This is a genomic window from Pseudomonas sp. GW822-FHT02E03, from assembly GCF_058802325.1.
Window position 1 is genome coordinate 115395 of the sequence record NZ_JBXAOA010000011.1, and the last position, 22196, is coordinate 137590.

A 22196-nucleotide genomic window follows, 5' to 3' on the forward strand; every position below is an offset into this window, starting at 1 on the left:
TATCCTGATGGAAGACAACATTGAAAAGGAGTTCGAATGAAAACTAATTGGCAACAAATTCGAGAAATGATGAATACCGTCATCGATAGCTGTGAGCAGATCGAAACGGCAGGATTCAATGAAGAACATCGCTCCGCGACCGTGGAAATCAAAGGCGTCGATTACTCCGTTCAGGAGTTTTTAATCAGTGCCTGGACGCTCCCGGAAAACATTCGCTACCAGATCATTCGTGAGCGTCATGAGGCTGGAAATGACCTTCCCTACGTTCCCGAAGCAGCCCGCATTCTTGTCTCAATGGCGCAGGCTTGTGCGGAATTGGTCGGAGCAGCGGACACGGGACCAGCTCACAAAGCTATTGCAGGAATGAATCATTGGTACAAGGCCTACGCTGTACCGCATATGACTACAGCCATCAGGCTAGCAAAAAAAGAATCTGACGCTTAGATTCACCGGCAATCACCCGGCAGAGACGGATTTGTCATCTCTGGTATGAACGTCTCCCAAGGGTCGATTCTGTTGAAAAAGTCGGTTTTCCAAAACTGCCTGAACATTGGTCGGTGAAAACTCCTTTTTTGCACGCTGCTACGTAAAATCCGAACCCGAAAACCTCCGCCCAAGGTATGGATTTCAATCTCAGACGCGTACTTTTCTGACGTGGAAACCAGGACCGACTTTCTCAACAGAATCGGCCGATTTCTGCCGGTCACCACCGGCAGCTATGGGATGAAAGTCACCTCTGATAGGCCATTCGTCTCACCAGGGTCTGTTGACGTTTCGCTGCGAACCGCCGCGATCAGGGAAATGCGACCGCCGCCGCGAGATACAGCAGTAACGCCAGCAGCAACACCACGGTGAAGCCCAGGTGGATCGCCAGCAGGGTCGCCAGCACGGCCGCTACCACCGATACGCTGGCGTTGACGCCCCAGGCGATCGGCACCAGTGCTTCGGCGCGCGCGGAGATGCGCGCGAGTCCGAGCGGAAACGGCATGCCCATGGCGAACGCCAGCGGCGCTACCAGCGCGGCGCAGATGCCGAACCTGGCGAGGGTCCGCACCGGCGCCAGCAGCTGGAACAACGGGGGCAGGGCGATCAGGTAGAGCAGGGCGATCACGCAGATCGCCAGGACTGGCCGCGCGAGCGGATGACGGGGCCCCACACCCGTTCCAATGTCCCCCCGCCGGCGGCCGGAGTAACGGCTGCCGAGGCCAGCGAAGATCAGGAACGCGCTGAGCGTTACCGCCACCGAATACAACGGGTGGCTGAGGAAAAGGGTGAACTTCTGGATGAAGGCGATTTCCACGAACATGAAGGCGAAGCCAATGGCGGCGAAGTAGGACACGACCCTGAGTTCGAACCTGGCCAAAGCCGCATTCTGAGAGCGCCGCTGCGCCACCCATAGCGGCGCCAGGATCAGCAGCACGGCGGCCACGCTGGATTGCAGCAGCGTGGCGATCAGCACCGGATAGCCCCACTCCAGCATTGACAGGCCGCCCTGTTCCTTCAGCGCCAGCAGTTCCTGCAGCGAGCGCCACTTGAAGAAATGGAAGAAATACGGCCGGTCATCCATGGTCGGACGCACGTCGAACTTGTAGCGTGCCAGGAACTCCGCGCGCTCGCCGGACAGCAGGGCCTGCGCCGCTTCGAAGAACCAGGGCCGGTCGAGCAGGTTGTAGCGGTTCGCCTCGGCCACGGTCATCCCGGGGTAGTAGGCCAGGTCGAAGGAGCGCGCTCGGCAGAACTCCCGCAGCACGGCGATGCCAGCGTCGTCGAAATCCCTGTTGCTGACCAGCAGCGTCGCGGTCTTCCAGCCGCGGATCATGACGATGCGGCGCGCCGCTCTGGCCTGCCCGTCGCGCTCGATGGCTGCGGCCGCGGTGGCCAGCAGCCTGGGAACATCGCGGGGCGGCAGGGTGACCCAGCGGGTGATGGCCAACAGGCCACCGGGCGCGAGATGGCGCAGGTACTCGGCGAAGGCGTCCACCGTGTACAGGTAGTTCTCGGACAGCGCATGCAGGCCGCCCGAGGCGGTGCCGAAGGAGTCCAGCAGGGCGATCTGGATCAGCTCGTAGGGTTCGCCGCGCGAAGCAACCAGGCCGCGCGCCTCGCCGATCAGCACACGGACGTTGGGCGCGCTGTACGGCTTGCCGGAGAAGTCGGCGAAGCGGCGCTGGACCAGATCGATCACCTGCGGGTTCAGTTCGATGGCATCCACCGCGCTGGCGCCGTGGTAGATCGCCTGCAGCACATCGGCACCGGCGCCGCTGCCCAGCACCAGCACGCGGGGTTGCCGCAGCAGGTGATAGGGCAGAGCCGAGGTCAGGTAGTCCAAGTAGGCGAGCGGTTCGCGGCGCCCGTCATAGCGGTTCAGCACGGAAAGGCCGTCGCCGTCGGTGAAGATGGCCAGTTGTGCGGGCGGTTCTTGCGTCGCGTTGAGGCTCAGACCCGGCGCGTGGTGCAGGGGAATGGTCGGGCTGTCGACGACCGTGAGCAGGCCCAGCGGACTCCAGGTCTGGGCGATTGCGTACGCATCCTTGATACGCAGCGTCTGGCTCAGTTCCTTGTACTCGGAGGGCGACAGGGCGATCCAGCGCTCTGGCACGCCGGCAGGCACCGCGACTGCCGCCGCCAGCAGCAACGGCGCGAGCCAGTGCCTATGCCCCGTGCAAGCCATGCCGGCCAGCGCCCCGGCGGCGATGCCGGTCCCGCCCAGCAGCCGCAGCGCATCGACGGGCGTCAAGGCGAACAGCGCGGCGACGATTGCCAGGCTGCCCACGCCGGCGCCGAGAATATCGAAGGCGTAGATCCGATGAATCTGTTCTTGAAAGCAGGTGAAGGTCAGGCAGATGCACACCGCCGCGCAGAAGAACGGCACGAACAGCAGCAGGTAGATCATCAGCAGGCGCGCCGACTGTCGCGCGTCCCAGAGGATCTCGAGGGGATTGAACGGAACCTGCTGGGCCAGGCTGAAGCAGGCGATGGCGCTCAGCCCGAACAGCACCGCGCCGCTGATGAACACGCCGTGGAAGCGCGGCGCCAGGACAGGCCGCGCCAGCGCCACGGCGGTGCCGGCGGCGCCGTAGCCGAGCAGCGCGACGCTGATCATCATGTAGGCGAAATGGTGCCACTGGATGATCGAAAGCAGCCGCAGCAGCAGCACCTCATAGCCGAGCGCGGAGGCAGACAGCAGCGCCAGGGCGAGCAGCGGCGGCGAATGCATGCTCAATCGCCTCCGGCCAGAGGCACGAAGCGCACAGGCAGCACCTGCCGGGTGGACACGCTGCCATCGCCGGCCTTCTCGATCAGCAGCAGGTACTGGATCATGAACGGCGCGCCGACCGGGATTACCATCCGTCCGCCGGCCTTGAGCTGGGCGATCAGTGGCGGCGGCACATGGCTGGCGGCGGCAGTGACGAGGATGGCGTCATAAGGTCCGTGCTCGGGCCAGCCGTGGTATCCATCACCCAGCCGGGTCTGCACCTTCGCATATCCCAGCCGGCCCAGGCGCTCACCGGCCTGTACTGCCAGCGGCTCGATGATCTCCATCGTGTAGACCGCCTGCGCCAGCTCGGCGAGGATCGCCGCCTGGTAGCCCGAGCCAGTGCCGATCTCGAGTACCACGTCGCCGGGCCCGACCTGCGTCAGGTCGGTCATCAGGGCAACGATGTAAGGCTGGGAGATGGTCTGGCCATAGCCGATCGGCAGCGGGCGATTCTCGTAGGCGTAGGGCACCTCCTCGGGCGGGACGAACTTATGTCGTGGCACCTTGGCCATCGCGGCCATCACCGGCGCGGCAAACTCGACCCTGTCGGTTTCGTCGCGGGTGACGGACGACATGTTGGTGATCTCCCGCACCATGGCGTCGCGCAACGGCGCGAACGGATCGTCGGCACGCAGGCCGGCGGATGCCAGCGCCAGAGCGATGGCAGGCGCCAGGATGCGCGTCAGGAGCATCACCGGCTTCACAATGACTCCTCCGCCTGAGGAATAGTCGAATCGTATGGCCGGCGGGCTGGCTCGGCAAGCCCGGGGGCGCTGATACAAAAGTGAATGCGATTGTCAGCTAGTGGCCGATTCTGTTGAAAAAGTCGGTCCTTCCAGACTGCCCGCATACAGACTGCTGAAAAAAGCCTTTTTGGGCGCAGCTACGCGAAATCTGAGCCCGAAACCCTCTACTCAAAGTAAAGATTTCAATCTCAAGCGTGTACTTTTCTGACGTGGAAACCAGGGCCGACTTTTTCAACAGGATCGGCCAGAAGCGGTCAGATATCGCGGTCGTCAAAGAAACTTTTAGTACGGAGTCCGGACTCATCGTCCGTCTATTGTGCGAGCCCCGGTCGGGCTTTCAAGAATGGTGCACCACATTTTATGAAGCAGATTTGACCTACGAACTGTTGCTCGTAAAACCAATTCACGATGACTAAGCTTGAAAGTCCGCTTCGGGTTGTGGATTCCTGCCTCTCGCGAAAGGCAGGAATCGGCCAGAAGCGGACGTTAAGGCTTAACGGATTTCGTCGAGACATTCCTTGATGTTCGAGGGGCTGCGGGCTTGTGCATACCCAGAGACGAAGACTGATTAGAACTGCTATACCTTCATTTGCAGCAGTTCAGCATAGCGAGGGTAAATGAGCATGAGTTTTCTTGGAGACTCCTATCAGCAGATCATCACATGGCGCCGACTCAGCGATTCGGCGGCAGTGAGATATGTCTGCTTTTTGAATCTCCAAACTTTACTGTACGCAGTACAGAGCGCTGATTTTTATAGTCTACCGCTGGATGACTCTACTCAGAGCTTCCATGATCGCCAGTTGATTGAGCTATTTATAGAAATTTCACCGCGTGATCGGTGCGAATGGCATCCGAGTTTGATGGAAGCCATGGACGCTCACGATGCAGCATTCTGAATGCGCTCGGTCGCCCTCCATCGGCTGTATAGATCCACTTAGAGGGCGAATGCTGCCATCTTGTGAATGACTGCAATGGGTCCTCTTCTGCTTCTCGCGACTGGCAGATAACGGCCAAATGCAGACGTTCGCCGTTGGCTCCTTACACCCCGAAAGGGGGACATTCCACCAGGAATCAAACCTTATTTTTGCCCAATGAATCGGCCCATTTATTGGCGAATCTATACAGAGGGAAGAACGACTCCGAAAGCTCCATACCCAGTGGAGTGAGCCCGTAACCGCCCTCGTTTGACTCGATGAAACCTGCCCCACGAAGTTCGTTGACCCTACTTTGCAAGACAGTGGGCGAGATATCGCCACACACGCTTCGCAGTGCACGGGAACTGAGTGAACCGTGCTGAAGCTCCCAAAGGATCCTCAACGCCCATTTCTGTCCGAGCACATCCAAAAGCGCCATGATTGGGCGACGCCCACTCATCATTTGCAATCCCAAGCTTTGATCATCATTCATGCATATGGCCCTTGCTCGCTACAGATAATGTAGCAAATACTAGCGCTACACATTTGATAGCGAAGGGTACATCATGGCTCGAATCAAAACACTCGAAAAACCCTACACGGAAGGCCTCCAGGCGACGTTCGACAAAATAATGGGAGAGGGCGTCCCACCACTGTTGTTGTTCACCACCATCGCCACCAGCGAAAGGGCATGGCGGAAGTTCACGGCTGGTTCACTGCTGGATGGAAACCTGCTGACGCTTCGTCAGCGGGAGCTAATCATCAATAGGGTCTGCGCACTTACCGGATGCGAATATGAGTGGGGTGTGCACGTTATGGCTTTCGCAGAGCGGGCCGGATTGACGAGAGACGATATCGGGCACACCTTGGATTATCCGCTCCGGGCGGAGCACTGGACGGAGGAAGAGGCGGTGCTGCTGGCTACTATTGATGCCCTGCACAATCGCGCTACCTTGACTGAAGCGGAATTTCAGGCCACTCGACGATACCTCGATGACGATCAAATCCTTGAACTGCTGATGCTGGCGGGCTTCTATCGAACGGTATCGTATATCGCCAATAGCCTGACCCTTGCCCTTGAACCAAACGCGGCGAGATTCCGTGATTTTCGGCATGAAGCAGCGCAATCATTTGCCACGTGAAAGGCTTCGTTGGAAACCTTTTCTGATAGCGCTTAAGGACGCACGTGTCAGTAAGACGCGTGCACGGGCTTTCCCTTATGGTTTTAACATGACGTCCGGGCGACCAGCGTCATATTCGTCGAAGATCAGCGCCATCGGCCGGCAGTGCCCAGGGCTGGATGCCTTCCCAGAATTCACAAGTTCGGTGCTGCGGGCAAGATGAGGGCTTAGTTAACCATCACCTCGTCCAGTGCCTGCTCGAGGGTGCTGACCGTGCGCTCGATATTGTGCAGCTTTTCAAGTCCGAACAGACCGATGCGGAAGGTCTGGAAGTCGGCCGGCTCGTCGCATTGCAACGGCACTCCGGCGGCGATCTGTAGGCCGTGGTTGGCAAATTTCTTACCGCTCTTGATGTCGGCATCATCGGTGTAGCTCACCACTACGCCAGGGGCCTGAAAGCCGGCTGCGGCCACGCTTTTGATGCCTTTGCCGGACAACATTGCGCGCACCCGATCGCCCAGAGCCTGTTGTTCGCCGCGGACCTTGTCGAAACCGTAGGCTTGCGTCTCTTTCATCACGTCGTTAAATCGTGCGAGAGAATCGCTGGGCATGGTCGCATGGTAGGCATGTCCGCCCTGTTCGTAGGCCTGCATGATCTGAAGCCACTTTTTCAGGTCGCAGGCGAAGCTGCTGCTCTGCGTCTGTTCGATGCGCTCGAGGGCCAAAGAACTGAGCATCACCAGGGCGCAGCAAGGGGAGGCGCTCCAGCCTTTCTGCGGTGCGCTGATCAGCAGGTCGACTGCGCATTTCTGCATATCAACCCAAAGCGTGCCTGAGGCGATGCAGTCCAGCACGAACAGGCCACCCGCCGCATGCACGGCGTCGCCGACGGCCCGCAGGTACTCGTCGGGCAGGATAATCCCTGATGAGGTTTCAACGTGGGGGGCGAAGACAATCTGCGGCTTCTGCGCGTGAATGGCTGCCAGCACTTCGTCCAGAGGGGGTGGGGCGTAGGCAGCCTGGCGACCAGTGTCGACCGGTCGGGCTTTCAGCACCGTGGTGGCCGCCGGGATGTTGCCCATCTCAAGGATCTGGCTCCAGCGATAACTGAACCAGCCGTTGCGTATCACCAGGCATTGCTGGTCGGTGGCAAACTGTCGCGCCACCGCTTCCATGCCGAATGTGCCGCTGCCCGGCACCACCGCAACAGCCTGGGCGTTGTAGACCTGTTTCAGGGTCCTGGAAATGTTCTTCATCACGCCTTGAAATGACTGCGACATGTGGTTGAGCGAGCGGTCGGTGTAGACCACTGAGTACTCGAGCAGCCCCTCGGGATCGATACTGGGATATAGCTTTGACATGGAGTGACTCCTTTGGCAGAGATCTCAGTGGTATCGACCCTGCCCTAAGCCTTGGCAAATGACAAGATTGCTCGGGATCGAATTGCGACTTCTGTCGAGCGGCTGGCATCATCAGGTCGATTACTGGACGTAGCAATGCTCGCAGGTGGCTGCAATGGCAGTCCGCTTGTTCTAGATCAATGGCGACTCAGACAGCTCCACCAGCAGTTGTCCAAATGCATTGGCCGCGGGCGTCTTTCCCGTGACACTCCATATAAGTCTGAAATCAGCATCCAGCAGCGGTGGCAGGCCATATTGACCGTCAATCACCACCATACCGGGCTCTAGATCGCCCAGCGGTAGAGCGGTGACGGCAAGCCCCGCCAGTACCGCCGCCCGCAGTCCTTGTTGACTTGGAGAGGTAAAGGCGACCCGCCAATCCACGGTGGAACTCTCCAACGCTTCTACGGCCACTTGGCGGTGCAAGCAGGGCGCTGGTGCAAACGCCAGCGGCAAAGGGGCATCGCCGGTAAAGTCGAAACTATGCGCAGCGGCCCAGACAAACCGGGTTTCGCGCAGCACGGTACCGCCGGCCTGGCTGCCCGGCAATGCCATGACCACGGCCAGATCGAGCCCATCGGCATCGACCTGCGCGCGCAGATCGAGGTAGGTGCCGACGGTTACATCCAGACGTACGGCGGGAAATTGTCTGGCGAACCGAGTCAGTAACGGTGGCAGGCCGTCGCCGATAAAGTTTTCTGGCACACCGAAACGCACGGCCCCGGATACCGGCGACGCTTCGAAACGCCGGGAGAGGGCGTCTTGTGCTCTGAGGATTTGTTCGGCATGGCGCAGAAAATCTTCGCCATCTTCTGTCAGCGTCAAACGTCGAGTGGTGCGTATCAGCAGCGCGGTACCGGCCTGTTCTTCCAAACGCCGGATCTGATGACTGATCGCTGACTGGCTCAAGTGCTGCCGCTCTGCGGCACGAGTGAAACTACCGGTCTCCTTGATCGCGACAAAAGCACGCAATAGAGCTGGGTCGAAGTCCATTAAGTCAACTCATGACGAATATTAATAAAACTTACGAAATTAAATCATTTCTGTCATTTCTTAATTACTTCCAGAATGCGGCCGGTCACTTGGAGTTATGTCTGGTGACGCTGGCGAGGCTATCGGGTCTCCCCCTGACGATGTTCAGAGCGGTCTTGCCAGTGCCCATCAACTTGATCTGGAAGATCACGATGCAGTTCTCTTCTTCGCAAAAAGATGCTTTCACAATAGCCGCTGTTTGCCTGGCCTCGCTGATGTTCGGCCTGGAAATCTCGAGCGTACCGGCAATCCTGCCCACTCTTGAATCGGTTCTGCGCAGCGATTTCAAAGATATGCAGTGGATCATGAATGCCTACACTATCGCCTGCACCACGGTGCTGATGGCCACCGGCACACTGGCGGATCGGTATGGGCGCAAGCGGGTGTTTGTCATCAGCCTGGTGCTTTTCGGCATTACCTCACTGGGCTGTGGATGGGCGCAAAGCGCTAGCGTGTTGATCGCAAGCCGATTCCTGCAAGGTATGTCCGGTGGTGCCATGCTGATCTGTCAGGTGGCAGTGCTGTCTCACCGATTCCAGTCGGGAGCTGCGCGCGGAAAAGCTTTCAGTGCCTGGGGGATCGTGTTCGGCATCGGTTTGGGGTTCGGTCCGATTATCGGCGCCGTTATCGTGGCGTTGTCGAGTTGGGAATGGGTGTTCCTGGTGCATGCACCCATTGCGGTGCTTGCGCTGGTGCTGGTAATCGCCGGTGTCGACGAATCACGCGATCCGCAGCGTCGCAGGCTGGATGTGTTGGGCATTATTTCGTTATCGCTGGCAGTGTTAGGTCTTTCCTGGTTCATCACTCAGGGAGCGGGGGTGGGTTTCTCCAGCGGTTCGGCCATTGCCAGCCTGATTGTGGCGATGGTCAGCTTCATCGTCTTTGTCATCGCGCAGCAACGCTATGTCGATCCGATGTTCGACTTCTCTGTATTCCGGATCCGTCGCTTCTCAGGTGCCTTGCTAGGGTCGGCAGGCATGAACTTCAGCTTCTGGCCATTCATGATTTACCTGCCTCTGTACTTTCAAAATAGCCTGGGTTACGCCAGTGTCGGCACCGGCCTGGCACTGCTGGCCTACACGCTGCCGACGCTGGTTGTCCCCCCGTTAGGCGAACGGCTGGCGCTGCGCTATCGACCTGACGTGGTGATTCCCGCAGGCTTGTTCACCATAGGTCTGGGGTTCCTGCTGATGAAATGGGGCAGCAGTGTCACGCATGCCAGCTGGTTGACAATGCTTCCAGGCTGCCTGATTGCCGGGATCGGACTGGGGCTGACCAATACGCCGGTTACCAATACCACCACCGGATCGGTGCCCAGTGAGCGTGCTGGCATGGCATCGGGCATCGATATCAGCGCTCGTATGATCAGTCTTGCCATCAACATCGCGCTTATGGGATTCATCTTGGTGGAAGGCATCCTGTCTTCCCTGCGCAATCAGTTAAATGGCTCGGCCGATGAGGTGCAACTACGGTTGCTGGCGGAGAATATTTCGGCCGGCAACACTGCTGTGTTGGCGCAGACTGGCCAGGGGAATACGATTTCGGTCGATGTTGCCAACGCAGCTTTGGCGCACGGGTTTGGCTGGGTGATGCTGTATGGCGGTATTGCAGCGTGGGTGCTAGTGGCGGCGAGTTGCCTGGTCTTTCGTTCGAGCAAAGCCGTTCATTCTCAGCAGTGACTGTAATTCGAAGGACCGTATATGGCCGATTCTGTTGAAAAAGTCAGTTTGCCCAAGCTGCCTGATCATTTACCGGTGAAAACGCCTTTTTTGCACACTGCCAAGTGAAATCCGGGGCCGGAAACCTCTGCCAAAAGTAAAGATTTCAATCTCGGACGCGTACTTTTTGCTGGGCAAACCAAGGCCGACTTTTGCACATTCAGTTGCTGCTTTTGAAGGAGGCGGTCAATTTCCATTTTCATCCCTCAGGCTTCAGTTTTGAGTACCTGCGCTCAAAAACGTTTTTACACACCCTCAGTCCATTGCGGATGGTCTGACTTCACTTGGGAAGCGCTGAACAAACATCTGATTCGTAGCTCGTCGACGTGGGCGAGCACTGCTATTTCGGACCGATTTGAGTCTTGGTTTTGCAGGCTGGCAGTATCGCCCCGTGTTGCAGATGGATTGTTCCGGGGCTTCGCACTAGCGACGATAGTAACCGTGAGCATCCTTGTAACGGTGCCGCATGGCTCGATCCTGGTGGCGCTCCCAATCACGATGGCGTTCAGCTTCTCGGCGGGCTTGCTCTCTACGCCACTGATCTCTGCGCCAGTCGTCTCGGCGCCAATTGTCCCTACGATCATGCCAACGGCCGTCATGCCAGTATCGGTCGTCATGGGCAAGCAACGGCCCTGGCTGCTTGCCGGCCATACTCGCCAAGGTCGGCCACGGGTTGCCGGCGGCCTGGACAGGAGCCTGTACGGCTGGGGCTTCAGTTGCGAAAACAGGGGTTGAGGTCTTCATCTGTGTGGCTGATGCCGAGCCCACTGCCGCGAACGCGAAAAGGCTGAAGAGCACTATCCGTGGGACATGGAATTTCATGAGCGAAGACAACCTCTGATTGACAATAGGGCGTGTGGCCATCTGGCGGCGGGAAGCCTGCGGAGCGCGTGCTTACCTGGCGAATGTACCTATCCACATAGACCGATAAATAGGGAAAAGTTCTAGGGGGCCGTTGGTTTAAATAGCCAACGCTCTCAGTGTTCGACCACTTTGAAGTTTGCTTTCTCGATGCCCGCTTCTGGCCGTTTTCTGCTCTGCGCGAAGTGCAGCAATAGCTCATGCTTAGATGTTGGGACGGTAAAAATGATGCTGGTTGCGACGACCGTTGCCGCAGGAACTTCAGGGTATTGGCCAGGTCAATAGCGGCCCGGTATTGGATTGCCGAGCAGCGCTGTGGTCTGTTTTACGGCAGTGCCGTCCGAATTCACTCGAGTCCGCCCCCTGATGCCAACCAAGAGTTTTCTGCCGGGTCTCATTCTGGTGTTCTGCGCCGTCGCGTCGCTTTGTTCGTTTGCTGCCGAGCGAAGAGTGCCCGCGCAAAGCAACAGCGCATCAACGACCCTGATCGAAACCGCCTCGCGGCAGTATGAAAATGGCCAACTGGATCAGGCCGCCGCCACGCTGGAGCGTGCCCTGCATATCCAGCCGAACAATCCCGCGACGCTGCATTACCTCGGGGTGTTGCGTCTTCAGCAGGGGCAGTACCTGCAGGCTGAAACCTTGGCGGTGCGCTCGAACATGCGGGTGGGTCGCAACGTCGAATTGCGCAACCGTAACTTCCAATTGATCCAGGCGGCGCAGCAGGCCCAGTCTTCGGGTACCTCACCCAATGCCCAAAACAATCTGGTCGCAGTACAGAAGGGGTTAACAGAGGAGACCCAAAGGCGCCGCGAAGCGGAAATGGCGGCTGTTGAGCAATCCACTCAGAACACTGGGCGCGACGCTGACAACTTCACTCGCGCAGAGGCAAATCGGGTTTCGGATGCACCGACGGCTGGCAGAGCCGGGCCCGAAGGACAATTGCAAATGGTTAATGTCGAGCCAGAGCCTGCGTACGGTGAGGTTGAGATTCCCCGCGGCCATATGCCACCTCCGGGTAAATGCCGAATCTGGTTTCCTGATCGTCCGCCGGGGCACCAGCCTGCACCGGGCAAATGCAAGAAGCTGCGATATCGGGTTCCATCAGGGGCCTACCTGGTGCGCGGTTGAGTTTCTGGTGTCCTCTTTTGCACGCGCTGCTACGTGAGATCCGAGACCTGAAGCCTCTGCTAAAAGCAAGGTTTTCAATCTAAGGCGCGTACATTTCTGCCGTGGAAACCAAGTCGGACTTTTTCAACAGAGTCGGCCGTTTGTTGCCTGTCGCGACCGGCTGAAAAACGAGCCGAAACAGTCAGTCGACCCGGGGACATGGCCTGTACCAGTGGACTGCGGCGTCGACATAAACATGTTTTTGTTTTTGAGGCATGAAGGCCGTGTCGAGCGTGCCCAATGCTATCGAAACCCAGTCGGCAAATTCGCCTTGAGATCGTGACCAGAACAATGTCGAACCACAATGCGCGCAGAACTCGCGTAACACCGTCCCTGAGGAAGCATAGGTTTTGATGCTGGTGGCGCCGCCAAGTATCCGTAGCGCGTTGCGGGGAACGCTGCCGTACGAAGCGAATGCTGCTCCGTGACCTTTGCGGCACTGGCTGCAATGACAATGACTCACTGCTTTTGGGGGCGTGAGTAGCTCGTAACTGACTGCTGCGCATAGGCAGCTTCCTTGGTGTACCTCTGTCATGCGCCCACCCATGCACGTGAAAACACACCAGCTTAACCATCTCTATCAAGACAGTCGACTGACTCCACGCCAGCCCAAATAGATGAGGGGCAGCCAAAGTAGGAACCAAAGCTCAGGAGCAACAAGAACGGACGCGGTTCAAACTCAGAAGCGGCGTACACCGCAAACCTTGATTGATTCCCGACTTCAAGACCATCGCCAACTTCCGAAAAGATAACAGCAAGGCCATCCGAGGCGTTAGTCGTCCATCGAGTAATAGAGGATAGCCGTGGCCGCTTTCAACCTGGTGATTGGGTGCGGTCAAACATGCACATCATTCGACGGTAGGGTCATCTTCGGTGCTAGCCGGAGGAAGTGCTCCACATGATCTTCAAGTGTAAAAGGCCATGATTGGTCGTGCTCCAGACGTAGGACGTTCGTCGACCTTATAGCCTTACGGGATGACTCCCGTTGTAGGCGACGCAATTCAATGATATCCGTTGCATTACTTCCGCGCTGCAGATGGGTAGCGACGTTCCCACCCCCAAACACATTTGCAGTGGCACGCGACCTCTATCAGTTACCCAAAATGACTTAGGCCCGCCACGGTGGAAGAGCCCCTTCGAAAAGTGAAAAGGCTCGATGCAGGAAACTGTTGAAGCGAGCGGCATCACGCCGCAGCCCTGCCTGTTGACCACCAATCAGGCACAGATGGGCCACCTGACCAATCACTTCTGCTTCGCCTGGTCTATGGACCAAGCGGCGGCACGTCCGTATCGCGAAGTCCAGTCGTGTTGTGTCAACACGCTGCTGAAACTCGCCTACCAACGGATCGTGCAGCGACCAGGCTCGGATGGAAATTTCCCGCCCAGGTTGTTTCTCAGCGGCAATACTCAAGTAGCGTTTCAAGGTTTCGCCCGCGCTACGACCCTGCGCAGCATAAGCGAGCATGCGCTCCGTGTAGTCTTCTTCCCAAGCGGCCAGCAAGGTGCGGACAAAGTCTTCGCGATTGCGGAAATGGTGATAGAACGATCCGCGGGTCACATTCAATCGGCGCGATAGACTCTCGGCCGAAACGCCAATATGTCCTATTTGGTCGAGGGCCTCAAAACCAGCCGCGATCCAATGGTTACGAGTTAGTTTTCTCACCAGTTATTTCGCTCCATATTTAGCGCCATACAGACTGTGTATGGTGCGCAACCGATTGATACGCTGCGAACACCAGCAAAGATGGCCGTTGCGTTTTGCACGCCAGCACTTTTCATGGAGCTCGCCTTGAAGAAAATCGTTCTGGTTGCTTTCGACCAATTCACTGATATCGACCTATTCCTGATGTGGGACATTTTAGGCCGCAACACTGAGGACTGGCACGTCCGAATATTGGGTTCCAGCTCTATCGTGCGATCGGCGCACGGCCTGCCTGTTTCGGTGCACGGTCCGCTTTCCGAGGCCAATAGTGCCGACGCGGTATTGTTCGTCAGCGGCAAGGAAGGGATACCCGCTGCACTTGCCGCCCCGGATTTCCTGCCGTCGTTTGAACTTGACTCCAGACGCCAGCGAATCGGTTCCATATGCGCCGGAGCTTTCATTCTCGAACGGCTTGGGCTGCTCAGCGGCCAAGCAACTACACACCCGGATGCACGATCGAGCTTGCAAGCTCTGGGGCTTGAGTCCGTGAACCAGCCTCTTGTATGCCAGGGGAACGTTGCAACCGCTGGCGGATGCCTTTCGGCGCTCTATCTGGTGGGATGGTTGGTTGAATCCTGGTTCGATGTCGACAAGCGCCGTGCGACGTTGCTCCCTGTTCTGCCAGCTGGGCAGCAAGAACTCTATGATGCCTTGATCGGGCTCAGTATCCGACAAGGAGAAGTTGGCGCCTCAACGACATCCAGTTAATCCATGCGCGCTCAGCGAGGTTCTGGACCTCATCAAGGCGTGGACATTGGTTTTCCGGACGGCATTGCCACGACCCATGGGAGCTCCGCTCCTGGTGCGCTACTGCGCCTGGAACCTGAAGTTGCCGTGACCCCCACACTTGAATACGTACCTGATAGCCTAAGTAGGCGTGCCGCAATATGGAAAAAGGGCCGCTTGTACAGCGAGATTCCTCCACTATGCAGATACCTCGTCTGCTTGGGAATGAGCAGTGAGCGCGCGGTTGTTCCTGTCCGGCTTGAAAGTCGGTAACCGTCATTTCTAAGCTAGACAAGCACTTACAGGGCGACAAGGAGCGTTATACGACAAACCATCGCAACAAGAAACGCGACATGGCATGTCGTCTAATTAGTAGTTAGAACTCAGGAGAGATCCCCGATGCCCCGAGAATTTGAGCTCATTATGTCCGTGCCAGTCCCCTCGAGGTCCGGCATCACCCACCTTTACAAGTCAATGAACCTAGCGGACGCTTTTGCGATTCGGCTCCCTGCGGGCACATCTAGCAACCCAGATTTGCTAGCTCGATTCATCCTTTCCCACCAGCCATCCTGGATCGGATGGCTCATGAAAGTCCGAGACACTATCGTTGCCTGTTTTGGTCTCAAGACAGCCAAACATTTGGCATCACTTGCTAATCGGATTGGAATTTTCAAGATCTACAGCACGAACCAGACTGAAATCGTGTTGGGAGAGGACGACAAGCACCTCGACTTCCGGATATCGATTTTATGTTCTGGAGAGACAGAGCCAGAAGGCAGTCGCCAACTCGTTTTTTCAACCGTGGTCCAGTGCCACAACCGTCTAGGCCGGGCCTACATCTTCGTTATTGCCCCATTTCACCGCTTGGTGGTTAAGGCCAGTCTCCTTCGTGCAGCGCGCGTCGGTTGGCCTCTGGCTACCTGCCCCTGAGGCTGAGAGCGCTGTGTGCACCCTGAGGCCTAACCCCTTCCATCGAAAGGCTGTTCTGGCAAGCCTGGCCAAGTCTCTCATGTCAAACGTTAGGCCTCTAAGATTCATGGCCCGCGAAAGGAAGACGGACAGATATCGCCTCAAAAAAATTCGTCGCGCGATCAGATCGCCTATAAACAGCAGGAATTCAGATAAGTCGATCGCTGGGATTGATCAGGCCGCTTTGCTGATTGCGGAGATTACCGATAGCGCGGTCGACCTTGAACCACTCGAAAGCCTCCAGAGGTTCCCACTGCAATAGCATTATTTGCTCAGCACGCTTTTCCGATGTAGCTGGATTCAGCCATTCCCGGGCCAGCTCGGGATTGAGCGTCACCGGCTGCCAGTCGTGTATATCTACCAGGCCACCCTTGCTGTCGGCGCTGATGAACACGAAGCCGTCATGCGCCTCCGGTGCATGCTCGGCGGTGGGATACTGGCCTATCGCGGTGCAGAAGATTGGGGCGCGATCCTTGCGCCGGATCAGATATGGCTGTGTTTTCGCTCCACCTTCGTCCACCCATTCAAACCAGTTGTCGATCGCGATGATCGCCCGATGCGGCCATATCGCTGCAAAGAATGGATTATGGGCAACTCTGTCTACTCGGGCCTTGATCGGCGCGGCATGCTCCATTGCCCAGCGTGGCCGCCATCCCCAGTGCACCATGTCGGCTCGCAGAAACTGACCTTCCTGGTGAAGGAGGGCGAGTTGAGCGGACGGCGCGACGTTGTAGAGCTCTAAAGGCTGGTCTCCTGCATAGTTGATCAATGCGTTTGGAATGTTCAGCGCCGCAACAAAGTCATGAATGCTTCGGTACTGGGAAAGACGTCCGCACATCGTTGGAAGCCTCCGTTTGTGTTTTCAGCGTAGATCAGAACCTGGCGGCTTGATGAGGAAACCTTGTCTCAGTGTCCACCCGAACATCGATTTACGGTGTGGCGGCACTGAGCCACAGGCCGATTCCCATATTGCTGTGTGCTAATGGCCAGCTAAAAACAAGAGACTTCGGTCTCTATTTTTTTTCGGTTAATGCACCTCACGCGATACGCGCAACACGTGTCGAAATCAGACTCATAAGTGGCGCACTCGGGCTACTGGCTTCCAAGGCAAGACGCGTAAGGTGGCGCGTCACTTCATGGTCGGGTGCGGCTGTGATGCTTGATTTAGAAACTCCGGAGCGTTGAGGTGCGCCGCGTTCGAGACGCGGCAACAGGGAAAAATGATGATCGCCTGACCCTCAGTCAGTACGCCCTAACGTCGATCACCAGAGAACAAAAAAAAACAATGAATAACCTGAACTCCAGAGATTCGAACGGTCAGTTGGCGCAGGGTTTCAAGCCGCGTCACGTCACAATGCTTTCTATCGCGGGGATTATCGGCGCAGGTTTGTTTGTTGGCTCCGGACATGCCATCGCTGCGGCGGGGCCGGCGGTATTACTGGCTTATCTGTTTTCCGGCCTTTTGGTCGTTCTGGTCATGCGCATGCTGGGCGAAATGGCGGTTGCCAACCCGGACACCGGATCTTTCTCTACCTACGCCGACCAGGCAATCGGGCGTTGGGCTGGCTTCACCATCGGCTGGCTCTACTGGTGGTTCTGGGTGCTGGTGATACCCATCGAGGCGCTCGCGGCCGGGCATGTATTGAACCAATGGTTCCCGCAGATCGATACCTGGTTGTTTGCCTTGACGTCGATCATCCTGTTGGTCGTGACTAACCTGTTCAGCGTGTCCAAATACGGGGAGTTCGAATTCTGGTTTGCGATGGCCAAGGTCGTGGCGATCATCGGCTTTATCGGCCTTGGTTTTGCGGTGTTGATGGGTTGGATTCCCGAGCGCGAAGCCAGCGGGTTGAGTCGACTCATGGAGGAACATGGCGGTTTCGCGCCCAACGGTTTGTCCGCGGTTGTCGGGGCATTCATCACCATCATGTTCAGCTTCATCGGTACAGAAGCGGTGACGATTGCCGCTGCCGAATCCAGCAACCCTGCGCAGAATATCGCCAAAGCCACACGCTCGGTGATCTGGCGGATCGGGGTGTTCTACCTGCTGTCCATTTTCGTGGTCATTTCCGTGGTGCCCTGGAATGATCCGTTGCTGGCGTCGGTGGGCTCTTACCAGCGAGCGTTGGAACTGATGAACATTCCCCACGCCAAGTTAATGGTAGATGTGGTGGTGTTGATTGCCGTGGCCAGCTGCATGAACTCGTCGATCTATATTGCCTCGCGCATGCTGTTTTCGCTGGGCAAGCGCGGTGATGCACCGAAGCCGCTGAAGGTGACGTCGTCGGATGGCGTGCCGAGGGCAGCGGTGATCGCCAGCACCGTACTGGGTGCCGGCGTGACTTTGTTCAGCTACTTCATGCCCGCCGGACTGTTTCAGTTTCTGCTCGCCAGCTCCGGCGCCATTGCCTTGCTGGTGTACCTGGTTATCGCAGTGTCGCAACTGCGCATGCGCAAGATTCTGCTTCGGCAGAATGTCACGCTGACCTTCAAAATGTGGTTGTTCCCCTGGCTTACCTGGTTGGTCATCGCCTTCATCTGCGCAGCGTTGGCGGTGATGATGGTGACGCCCGAGCACCGTATGGAAGTTTCTTCGACCATCGGTCTGGCGCTGGTGATTTCCTTTATCGGCCTTGTGACCGCGCGTCAGCATGGGCAGCCGCGCAGTGCAGTGTCGGCGGAAAGTGCATAGCAGCTATATCAGCATAAACCTGCTTGCGATCTTTTCAGTGCGCCAGCAGTGGCGGGGCGGTTAACGCCGCCAGCGCCACGGGCCATTACCGCTCACTGCGAGAAAAAACTTCGATGGCATACGACACCTCCAAGGCCGCTCCTCTGCAAACCATCGGTTTTTTGCTGCTGGACCAGTTCACGCTGATTTCCTTGGCATCAGCCATAGAACCTCTGCGAATGGCCAATCAGTTGACCGGTCAAGAGCTTTACCGCTGGCACACTTTCAGCTTGGGGGGCGAGCGGGTGTGGGCGAGCGATGGCATGCCGATCACTCCGGATGCGGCGATCAATAACGCACCGATACTGGACACCGTGATCGTTTGCGGTGGCATTGGCATTCAAAGCGCGGTGACCCGTGAGCACATTACCTGGTTGCGAGCCCAGGCGCGGCGCGCGAAGCGGATAGGGGGCGTGTGCACAGGGAGTTGGGCCTTGGCCCAGGCAGGCTTGCTCGATGGCTTCGATTGCAGCGTGCACTGGGAGTTTCTGGCGGCCATGCAGGAAGCTTTTCCGCGAGTGAACCTCAGCTCCAGTCTATTCACCCTTGACCGAGACCGCTTCACCAGCTCCGGTGGGACCGCGCCATTGGACATGATGCTGCACCTGATCAGTCGCGATCATGGTCATGAACTGTCAGCGGCCATCTCCGACATGTTCGTCTACGAGCGAATCCGCAACGAGCAGGATCATCAACGTGTGCCCCTTAAACACATGCTTGGTACCCACCAACCGAAGTTGCAGGAAATCGTCGCCTTGATGGAGGCCAATCTGGAAGAGCCGATCGACCTGGACGAACTGGCGAATTATGTCAGTTTGTCCCGTCGACAGCTGGAGCGGTTATTCCAGAAATACCTGCATTCCTCACCCTCACGCTACTACCTCAAGTTGCGTCTGATCCGCGCTCGTCAGTTACTCAAGCAAACGCCGATTTCGATTGTAGAGTTGGCGGTGGTGTGTGGCTTTGTGTCCACCCCCCATTTTTCAAAGTGCTATCGCGAGTGTTTCGGCATCCCACCCAGTGACGAGCGCTTGGCGGCGCAAACGCAACCGCAAGTGACATCAAGGCCGGTTGTACAGGCATTGCCACTGGCAAGGCCGATGAGTTTGCTGGAGCAGGCACGTGATGAATCAACGTTCGCCAGTATCAAAATTCTGAAACCCTGAACGACCCGGTACGCGATAAAGCCAGCATCTGAAGCCGAAATTGCGTCGACATCTCCCAAGCGATGAAGTATTGCATTGTGTTCGAGAAAGCAGCAGCCGTTTGAGCTGCCGCTGACGCAGGCTTCTGGATCCAATCAAGGACGGCTCGGCAAACTGCGCTCTCTGCTCTTTCGATAAGTTGCCAGTGAAGGCACAATGCGCATCCTTTTTTTGGCTGGCCTTGCCGGAGGCCTCGAAATGATCAAGACGCCGTACTACCTCATCGACAAACAAAAGCTGCTGGCGAACATGCAGAAGATCGCTTATGTGCGCGAACAGTCCGGGGCCAAAGCCCTGCTGGCACTCAAGTGCTTCGCCACCTGGTCGGTGTTTGACCTGATGCAGCAATACATGGACGGCACTACGTCGTCGTCGCTCTACGAACTCAAGCTCGGTCGACAGAAATTCGCTGGCGAGACCCACGCCTACAGCGTGGCCTGGGCCGACGACGAGATCGAGGAGATGCTCGACAACTGCGACAAGATCATCTTCAACTCCATCGGTCAGTTGCAACGCTACACTGAAGCTTCAGCAGGCAAGGTGCGCGGTCTGCGGGTCAATCCGCAGGTGAGCAGCTCGGATTACCTGCTAGCCGATCCGGCGCGGCCATTCAGCCGTCTGGGCGAGTGGGATCCGGTGAAAATCGAGCAGGTCATCGAGCAGATCTCGGGCTTCATGTTCCACAACAACTGCGAGAACGCCGACTTCGGCCTGTTCGACCAGATGCTGTGCACCATCGAAGAGCGGTTCGGCCATCTGCTGCACAAGGTCGAGTGGGTCAGCCTGGGCGGCGGCATTCACTTCACCGGTGAAGGCTATGCGATCGACGAGTTCTGCGCGCGGCTCAAGGCCTTCTCGCAAAAATACGGCGTGCAGGTCTACCTGGAGCCGGGCGAAGCCGCCATCACCCAGAGCGCGTCGCTGGAAGTCACCGTGCTCGACACCCTCTACAACGGCAAGCACCTGGCCGTAGTGGACAGCTCCATCGAGGCGCACATGCTCGATCTGCTGATCTATCGCCTGAATGCCAAGCTGGCGCCCAGTGAGGGTGAACACACCTACATGGTGTGCGGCAAATCCTGCCTGGCCGGCGACATTTTCGGTGAGTATCAATTTGATCGTCCCTTGGCCATCGGCGATCGGCTGTCGTTCATCGATGCAGCGGGTTACACCATGGTCAAGAAGAACTGGTTCAACGGCCTGAAAATGCCGTCCATCGTAGTGAAACAACTCGACGGTACAGTCGAGGTGGTTCGTGAGTTCGGTTACAACGACTACATGTCCAGCCTTTCGTAAGCTGGCAGAGAAGGAGAGAGAGAAAAATTGAAGAAGAACGTGCTTATCATTGGTGCAGGAGGTGTCGCCAAGGTGGTGGCCCACAAGTGCGCGCAGCACAACGATGAACTCGGTCGTATTGCTATCGCGTCGCGCAACATCTCCAAATGCCAGGCCATCATCGACAGCGTCAAGGCCAAGGGCAGCCTCAAAGAGCCCGCCGACATAAAGGCCTTCTCGCTGAACGCTATGGACGTCGAGGCGACCAAGGCGCTGATCCGCGAAACCGAATCGCAGATCGTCATCAACGTCGGTTCTGCCTTCCTCAACATGTCGGTGCTGCGTGCCTGCATCGATACCGGCGTGGCCTACCTGGACACCGCCATTCACGAAGAACCGGGCAAAATCTGCGAGACGCCGCCCTGGTACGGCAACTACGAGTGGAAGCACCTCGAGGAATGCAAAGAGAAGAACATCACCGCGATCCTCGGTGTGGGCTTCGACCCGGGTGTGGTCAACGCCTATGCAGCGTTGGCGCAACAACAGTATTTCGACCGTATTGATTCGATCGACATTCTCGACGTCAATGCCGGTTCCCATGGCAAGTATTTCGCCACCAATTTCGATCCGGAAATCAACTTCCGCGAATTCACCGGACAAGTGTGGAGCTGGCAGAACAGTCAGTGGACCAGCAACACAATGTTCGAAGTCAAACGCACCGACGACCTGCCAGTCGTAGGAGCCCAGAACCTGTACCTGACCGGGCACGATGAAGTGCACTCCCTGTCGAAGAACCTCGGCGTGCCCAACGTGCGTTTCTGGATGAGCTTTGGCGAGCACTACATCAATGTGTTCACCGTACTCAAGAACCTCGGCCTGCTCTCCGAGCAACCGGTCAAAACCGCTGAAGGCCTGGAAGTCGTGCCGCTCAAAGTGGTCAAGGCCGTGCTCCCTGATCCGAGCTCGCTGGCGCCTGGCTACACCGGCAAGACCTGCATCGGCGACCTGGTAAAAGGCACCAAGGATGGCCAGCCGCGCGAAGTGTTCATCTACAACGTGGCCGACCACGAAGAAGCCTTTGCCGAAACCGACAGCCAGGGCATTTCCTATACCGCTGGCGTGCCACCTGTGGCGGCCGCCCTGTTGGTCGCTCGTGGCGAATGGGATGTGCAGCGCATGGCCAACGTCGAGGAGCTGCCGGCCGAGCCGTTCCTCAAGGCGCTGGATGTGATGGGTCTGCCGACCCGCATCAAGGACGAGAACGGAGACCGTCCCTGGAGCTGAAACGCCTGCTGAGGCGTGCGAAATACAGGTGAATCTTGTATTGCGCTCCAAACACAAAAACGCCGCTCATTGAGCGGCGTTTT

The 22196-nt window shown here is 57.5% G+C and carries 21 protein-coding genes and 1 pseudogene; 13 read left to right on the plus strand and 9 right to left on the minus strand.

What is annotated here, in order from left to right; all coding sequences use genetic code 11:
* Window positions 1–36: 36 nt before the first annotated feature.
* Window positions 37–444, plus strand: a complete 408-nt coding sequence (locus tag AC1RQB_RS11285; protein ID WP_063343854.1) for a hypothetical protein — start codon at window positions 37–39, stop codon at window positions 442–444.
* A 349-nt stretch (window positions 445–793) separates the two neighbouring features.
* Here AC1RQB_RS11285 and AC1RQB_RS11290 read toward each other — a convergent pair whose 3' ends face one another.
* Together AC1RQB_RS11290 and AC1RQB_RS11295 are read right to left on the minus strand one after the other, a co-directional pair.
* Window positions 794–3217 (minus strand): polyamine aminopropyltransferase, encoded by a 2424-nt coding sequence (locus AC1RQB_RS11290; protein WP_063343853.1) that lies wholly within the window; start codon window positions 3215–3217, stop codon window positions 794–796.
* A gap of 2 nt (window positions 3218–3219) precedes the next feature.
* Window positions 3220–3963 carry a protein-L-isoaspartate(D-aspartate) O-methyltransferase gene (locus AC1RQB_RS11295; protein ID WP_241824494.1) on the minus strand — a complete coding sequence of 248 codons (744 nt, stop codon included), beginning with the start codon at window positions 3961–3963 and terminating at the stop codon, window positions 3220–3222.
* 665 nt (window positions 3964–4628) lie between these two features.
* Here AC1RQB_RS11295 and AC1RQB_RS11300 point away from each other — a divergent pair.
* Entirely contained in the window at window positions 4629–4901 is a 273-nt protein-coding gene (locus tag AC1RQB_RS11300) for a hypothetical protein (RefSeq protein ID WP_063343851.1), read from the plus strand.
* A gap of 175 nt (window positions 4902–5076) precedes the next feature.
* On the opposite strand, the gene AC1RQB_RS11305 is transcribed toward AC1RQB_RS11300, so the two are convergent.
* Window positions 5077–5412 (minus strand): winged helix-turn-helix transcriptional regulator, encoded by a 336-nt coding sequence (locus AC1RQB_RS11305; protein ID WP_063343850.1) that lies wholly within the window; start codon window positions 5410–5412, stop codon window positions 5077–5079.
* Between the two features lie 73 nt (window positions 5413–5485).
* Between AC1RQB_RS11305 and AC1RQB_RS11310 the strand changes: the two genes are divergently transcribed.
* Window positions 5486–6061 (plus strand): carboxymuconolactone decarboxylase family protein, encoded by a 576-nt coding sequence (locus AC1RQB_RS11310; RefSeq protein WP_063343849.1) that lies wholly within the window; start codon window positions 5486–5488, stop codon window positions 6059–6061.
* Window positions 6062–6267: 206 nt separating this feature from the next.
* On the opposite strand, the gene AC1RQB_RS11315 is transcribed toward AC1RQB_RS11310, so the two are convergent.
* Both AC1RQB_RS11315 and AC1RQB_RS11320 read right to left on the minus strand, forming a co-directional pair.
* Entirely contained in the window at window positions 6268–7401 is a 1134-nt protein-coding gene (locus tag AC1RQB_RS11315; RefSeq protein ID WP_063343848.1) for an aminotransferase class V-fold PLP-dependent enzyme, read from the minus strand.
* A 171-nt stretch (window positions 7402–7572) separates the two neighbouring features.
* Window positions 7573–8433, minus strand: a complete 861-nt coding sequence (locus AC1RQB_RS11320; RefSeq protein ID WP_063343847.1) for a LysR family transcriptional regulator — start codon at window positions 8431–8433, stop codon at window positions 7573–7575.
* A 191-nt stretch (window positions 8434–8624) separates the two neighbouring features.
* On the opposite strand from AC1RQB_RS11320, the gene AC1RQB_RS11325 reads away from it, so the two are divergent.
* Complete coding sequence (locus tag AC1RQB_RS11325; RefSeq protein ID WP_063343846.1) at window positions 8625–10151, plus strand: MFS transporter; 1527 nt, start codon at window positions 8625–8627, stop codon at window positions 10149–10151.
* Window positions 10152–10613: 462 nt separating this feature from the next.
* Here AC1RQB_RS11325 and AC1RQB_RS11330 read toward each other — a convergent pair whose 3' ends face one another.
* Window positions 10614–11012 (minus strand): hypothetical protein, encoded by a 399-nt coding sequence (locus AC1RQB_RS11330; protein WP_081235367.1) that lies wholly within the window; start codon window positions 11010–11012, stop codon window positions 10614–10616.
* Window positions 11013–11417: 405 nt separating this feature from the next.
* Here AC1RQB_RS11330 and AC1RQB_RS11335 point away from each other — a divergent pair, with 405 nt between their 5' ends.
* The gene (locus AC1RQB_RS11335; RefSeq protein ID WP_063343845.1) at window positions 11418–12182 is read left to right on the plus strand and encodes a tetratricopeptide repeat protein; all 765 of its coding nucleotides are present in this window, start codon (window positions 11418–11420) and stop codon (window positions 12180–12182) included.
* Between the two features lie 181 nt (window positions 12183–12363).
* On the opposite strand, the gene AC1RQB_RS11340 is transcribed toward AC1RQB_RS11335, so the two are convergent.
* Window positions 12364–12756 (minus strand): GFA family protein, encoded by a 393-nt coding sequence (locus tag AC1RQB_RS11340; RefSeq protein WP_081235366.1) that lies wholly within the window; start codon window positions 12754–12756, stop codon window positions 12364–12366.
* Window positions 12757–12929: 173 nt separating this feature from the next.
* Here AC1RQB_RS11340 and AC1RQB_RS11345 point away from each other — a divergent pair.
* Both AC1RQB_RS11345 and AC1RQB_RS11350 read left to right on the plus strand, forming a co-directional pair.
* Window positions 12930–13001: pseudogene (locus tag AC1RQB_RS11345) on the plus strand (hypothetical protein); the annotation flags it as partial.
* 10 nt (window positions 13002–13011) lie between these two features.
* Entirely contained in the window at window positions 13012–13083 is a 72-nt protein-coding gene (locus AC1RQB_RS11350) for a hypothetical protein (RefSeq protein WP_404943051.1), read from the plus strand.
* A gap of 246 nt (window positions 13084–13329) precedes the next feature.
* On the opposite strand, the gene AC1RQB_RS11355 is transcribed toward AC1RQB_RS11350, so the two are convergent.
* Window positions 13330–13884 carry a TetR/AcrR family transcriptional regulator gene (locus tag AC1RQB_RS11355; RefSeq protein WP_081235344.1) on the minus strand — a complete coding sequence of 185 codons (555 nt, stop codon included), beginning with the start codon at window positions 13882–13884 and terminating at the stop codon, window positions 13330–13332.
* Between the two features lie 126 nt (window positions 13885–14010).
* On the opposite strand from AC1RQB_RS11355, the gene AC1RQB_RS11360 reads away from it, so the two are divergent.
* Together AC1RQB_RS11360 and AC1RQB_RS11365 are read left to right on the plus strand one after the other, a co-directional pair.
* The gene (locus AC1RQB_RS11360) at window positions 14011–14631 is read left to right on the plus strand and encodes a DJ-1/PfpI family protein (RefSeq protein WP_063343972.1); all 621 of its coding nucleotides are present in this window, start codon (window positions 14011–14013) and stop codon (window positions 14629–14631) included.
* Window positions 14632–15048: 417 nt separating this feature from the next.
* Complete coding sequence (locus tag AC1RQB_RS11365; RefSeq protein WP_063343843.1) at window positions 15049–15579, plus strand: DUF2867 domain-containing protein; 531 nt, start codon at window positions 15049–15051, stop codon at window positions 15577–15579.
* Window positions 15580–15766: 187 nt separating this feature from the next.
* Here AC1RQB_RS11365 and AC1RQB_RS11370 read toward each other — a convergent pair whose 3' ends face one another.
* Entirely contained in the window at window positions 15767–16456 is a 690-nt protein-coding gene (locus tag AC1RQB_RS11370; RefSeq protein ID WP_063343842.1) for an SOS response-associated peptidase family protein, read from the minus strand.
* 447 nt (window positions 16457–16903) lie between these two features.
* Between AC1RQB_RS11370 and gabP the strand changes: the two genes are divergently transcribed.
* The 4 genes from gabP (at window position 16904) to AC1RQB_RS11390 (ending at window position 22113) form a co-directional block, all read left to right on the plus strand.
* Complete coding sequence (gabP, locus tag AC1RQB_RS11375) at window positions 16904–18310, plus strand: GABA permease (RefSeq protein ID WP_063343841.1); 1407 nt, start codon at window positions 16904–16906, stop codon at window positions 18308–18310.
* 113 nt (window positions 18311–18423) lie between these two features.
* A complete protein-coding gene (gbdR, locus tag AC1RQB_RS11380) occupies window positions 18424–19515 on the plus strand; it encodes a choline metabolism transcriptional regulator GbdR (RefSeq protein ID WP_063343840.1) in 1092 nt (363 codons plus the stop codon).
* Between the two features lie 237 nt (window positions 19516–19752).
* Window positions 19753–20850 carry a carboxynorspermidine decarboxylase gene (gene nspC / locus AC1RQB_RS11385; RefSeq protein ID WP_008010364.1) on the plus strand — a complete coding sequence of 366 codons (1098 nt, stop codon included), beginning with the start codon at window positions 19753–19755 and terminating at the stop codon, window positions 20848–20850.
* A 27-nt stretch (window positions 20851–20877) separates the two neighbouring features.
* Complete coding sequence (locus AC1RQB_RS11390) at window positions 20878–22113, plus strand: saccharopine dehydrogenase family protein (RefSeq protein WP_032830698.1); 1236 nt, start codon at window positions 20878–20880, stop codon at window positions 22111–22113.
* Window positions 22114–22196 lie beyond the last annotated feature (83 nt).

Bases quoted from the DNA above. Each gene is read 5' to 3' on its own strand.
- AC1RQB_RS11285 (WP_063343854.1), top strand. From the start codon at position 37: ATGAAAACTAATTGGCAACAAATTCGAGAAATGATGAATACCGTCATC.
- AC1RQB_RS11315 (WP_063343848.1), bottom strand. From the start codon at position 7,401: ATGTCAAAGCTATATCCCAGTATCGATCCCGAGGGGCTGCTCGAGTAC.
- AC1RQB_RS11325 (WP_063343846.1), top strand. From the start codon at position 8,625: ATGCAGTTCTCTTCTTCGCAAAAAGATGCTTTCACAATAGCCGCTGTT.
- gbdR (WP_063343840.1), top strand. From the start codon at position 18,424: ATGGCATACGACACCTCCAAGGCCGCTCCTCTGCAAACCATCGGTTTT.
- AC1RQB_RS11365 (WP_063343843.1), top strand. From the start codon at position 15,049: ATGCCCCGAGAATTTGAGCTCATTATGTCCGTGCCAGTCCCCTCGAGG.
- AC1RQB_RS11370 (WP_063343842.1), bottom strand. From the start codon at position 16,456: ATGTGCGGACGTCTTTCCCAGTACCGAAGCATTCATGACTTTGTTGCG.
- AC1RQB_RS11320 (WP_063343847.1), bottom strand. From the start codon at position 8,433: ATGGACTTCGACCCAGCTCTATTGCGTGCTTTTGTCGCGATCAAGGAG.
- AC1RQB_RS11340 (WP_081235366.1), bottom strand. From the start codon at position 12,756: ATGACAGAGGTACACCAAGGAAGCTGCCTATGCGCAGCAGTCAGTTAC.
- AC1RQB_RS11335 (WP_063343845.1), top strand. From the start codon at position 11,418: ATGCCAACCAAGAGTTTTCTGCCGGGTCTCATTCTGGTGTTCTGCGCC.
- AC1RQB_RS11300 (WP_063343851.1), top strand. From the start codon at position 4,629: ATGAGTTTTCTTGGAGACTCCTATCAGCAGATCATCACATGGCGCCGA.
- AC1RQB_RS11330 (WP_081235367.1), bottom strand. From the start codon at position 11,012: ATGAAATTCCATGTCCCACGGATAGTGCTCTTCAGCCTTTTCGCGTTC.
- gabP (WP_063343841.1), top strand. From the start codon at position 16,904: ATGAATAACCTGAACTCCAGAGATTCGAACGGTCAGTTGGCGCAGGGT.
- nspC (WP_008010364.1), top strand. From the start codon at position 19,753: ATGATCAAGACGCCGTACTACCTCATCGACAAACAAAAGCTGCTGGCG.
- AC1RQB_RS11290 (WP_063343853.1), bottom strand. From the start codon at position 3,217: ATGCATTCGCCGCCGCTGCTCGCCCTGGCGCTGCTGTCTGCCTCCGCG.
- AC1RQB_RS11305 (WP_063343850.1), bottom strand. From the start codon at position 5,412: ATGAATGATGATCAAAGCTTGGGATTGCAAATGATGAGTGGGCGTCGC.
- AC1RQB_RS11310 (WP_063343849.1), top strand. From the start codon at position 5,486: ATGGCTCGAATCAAAACACTCGAAAAACCCTACACGGAAGGCCTCCAG.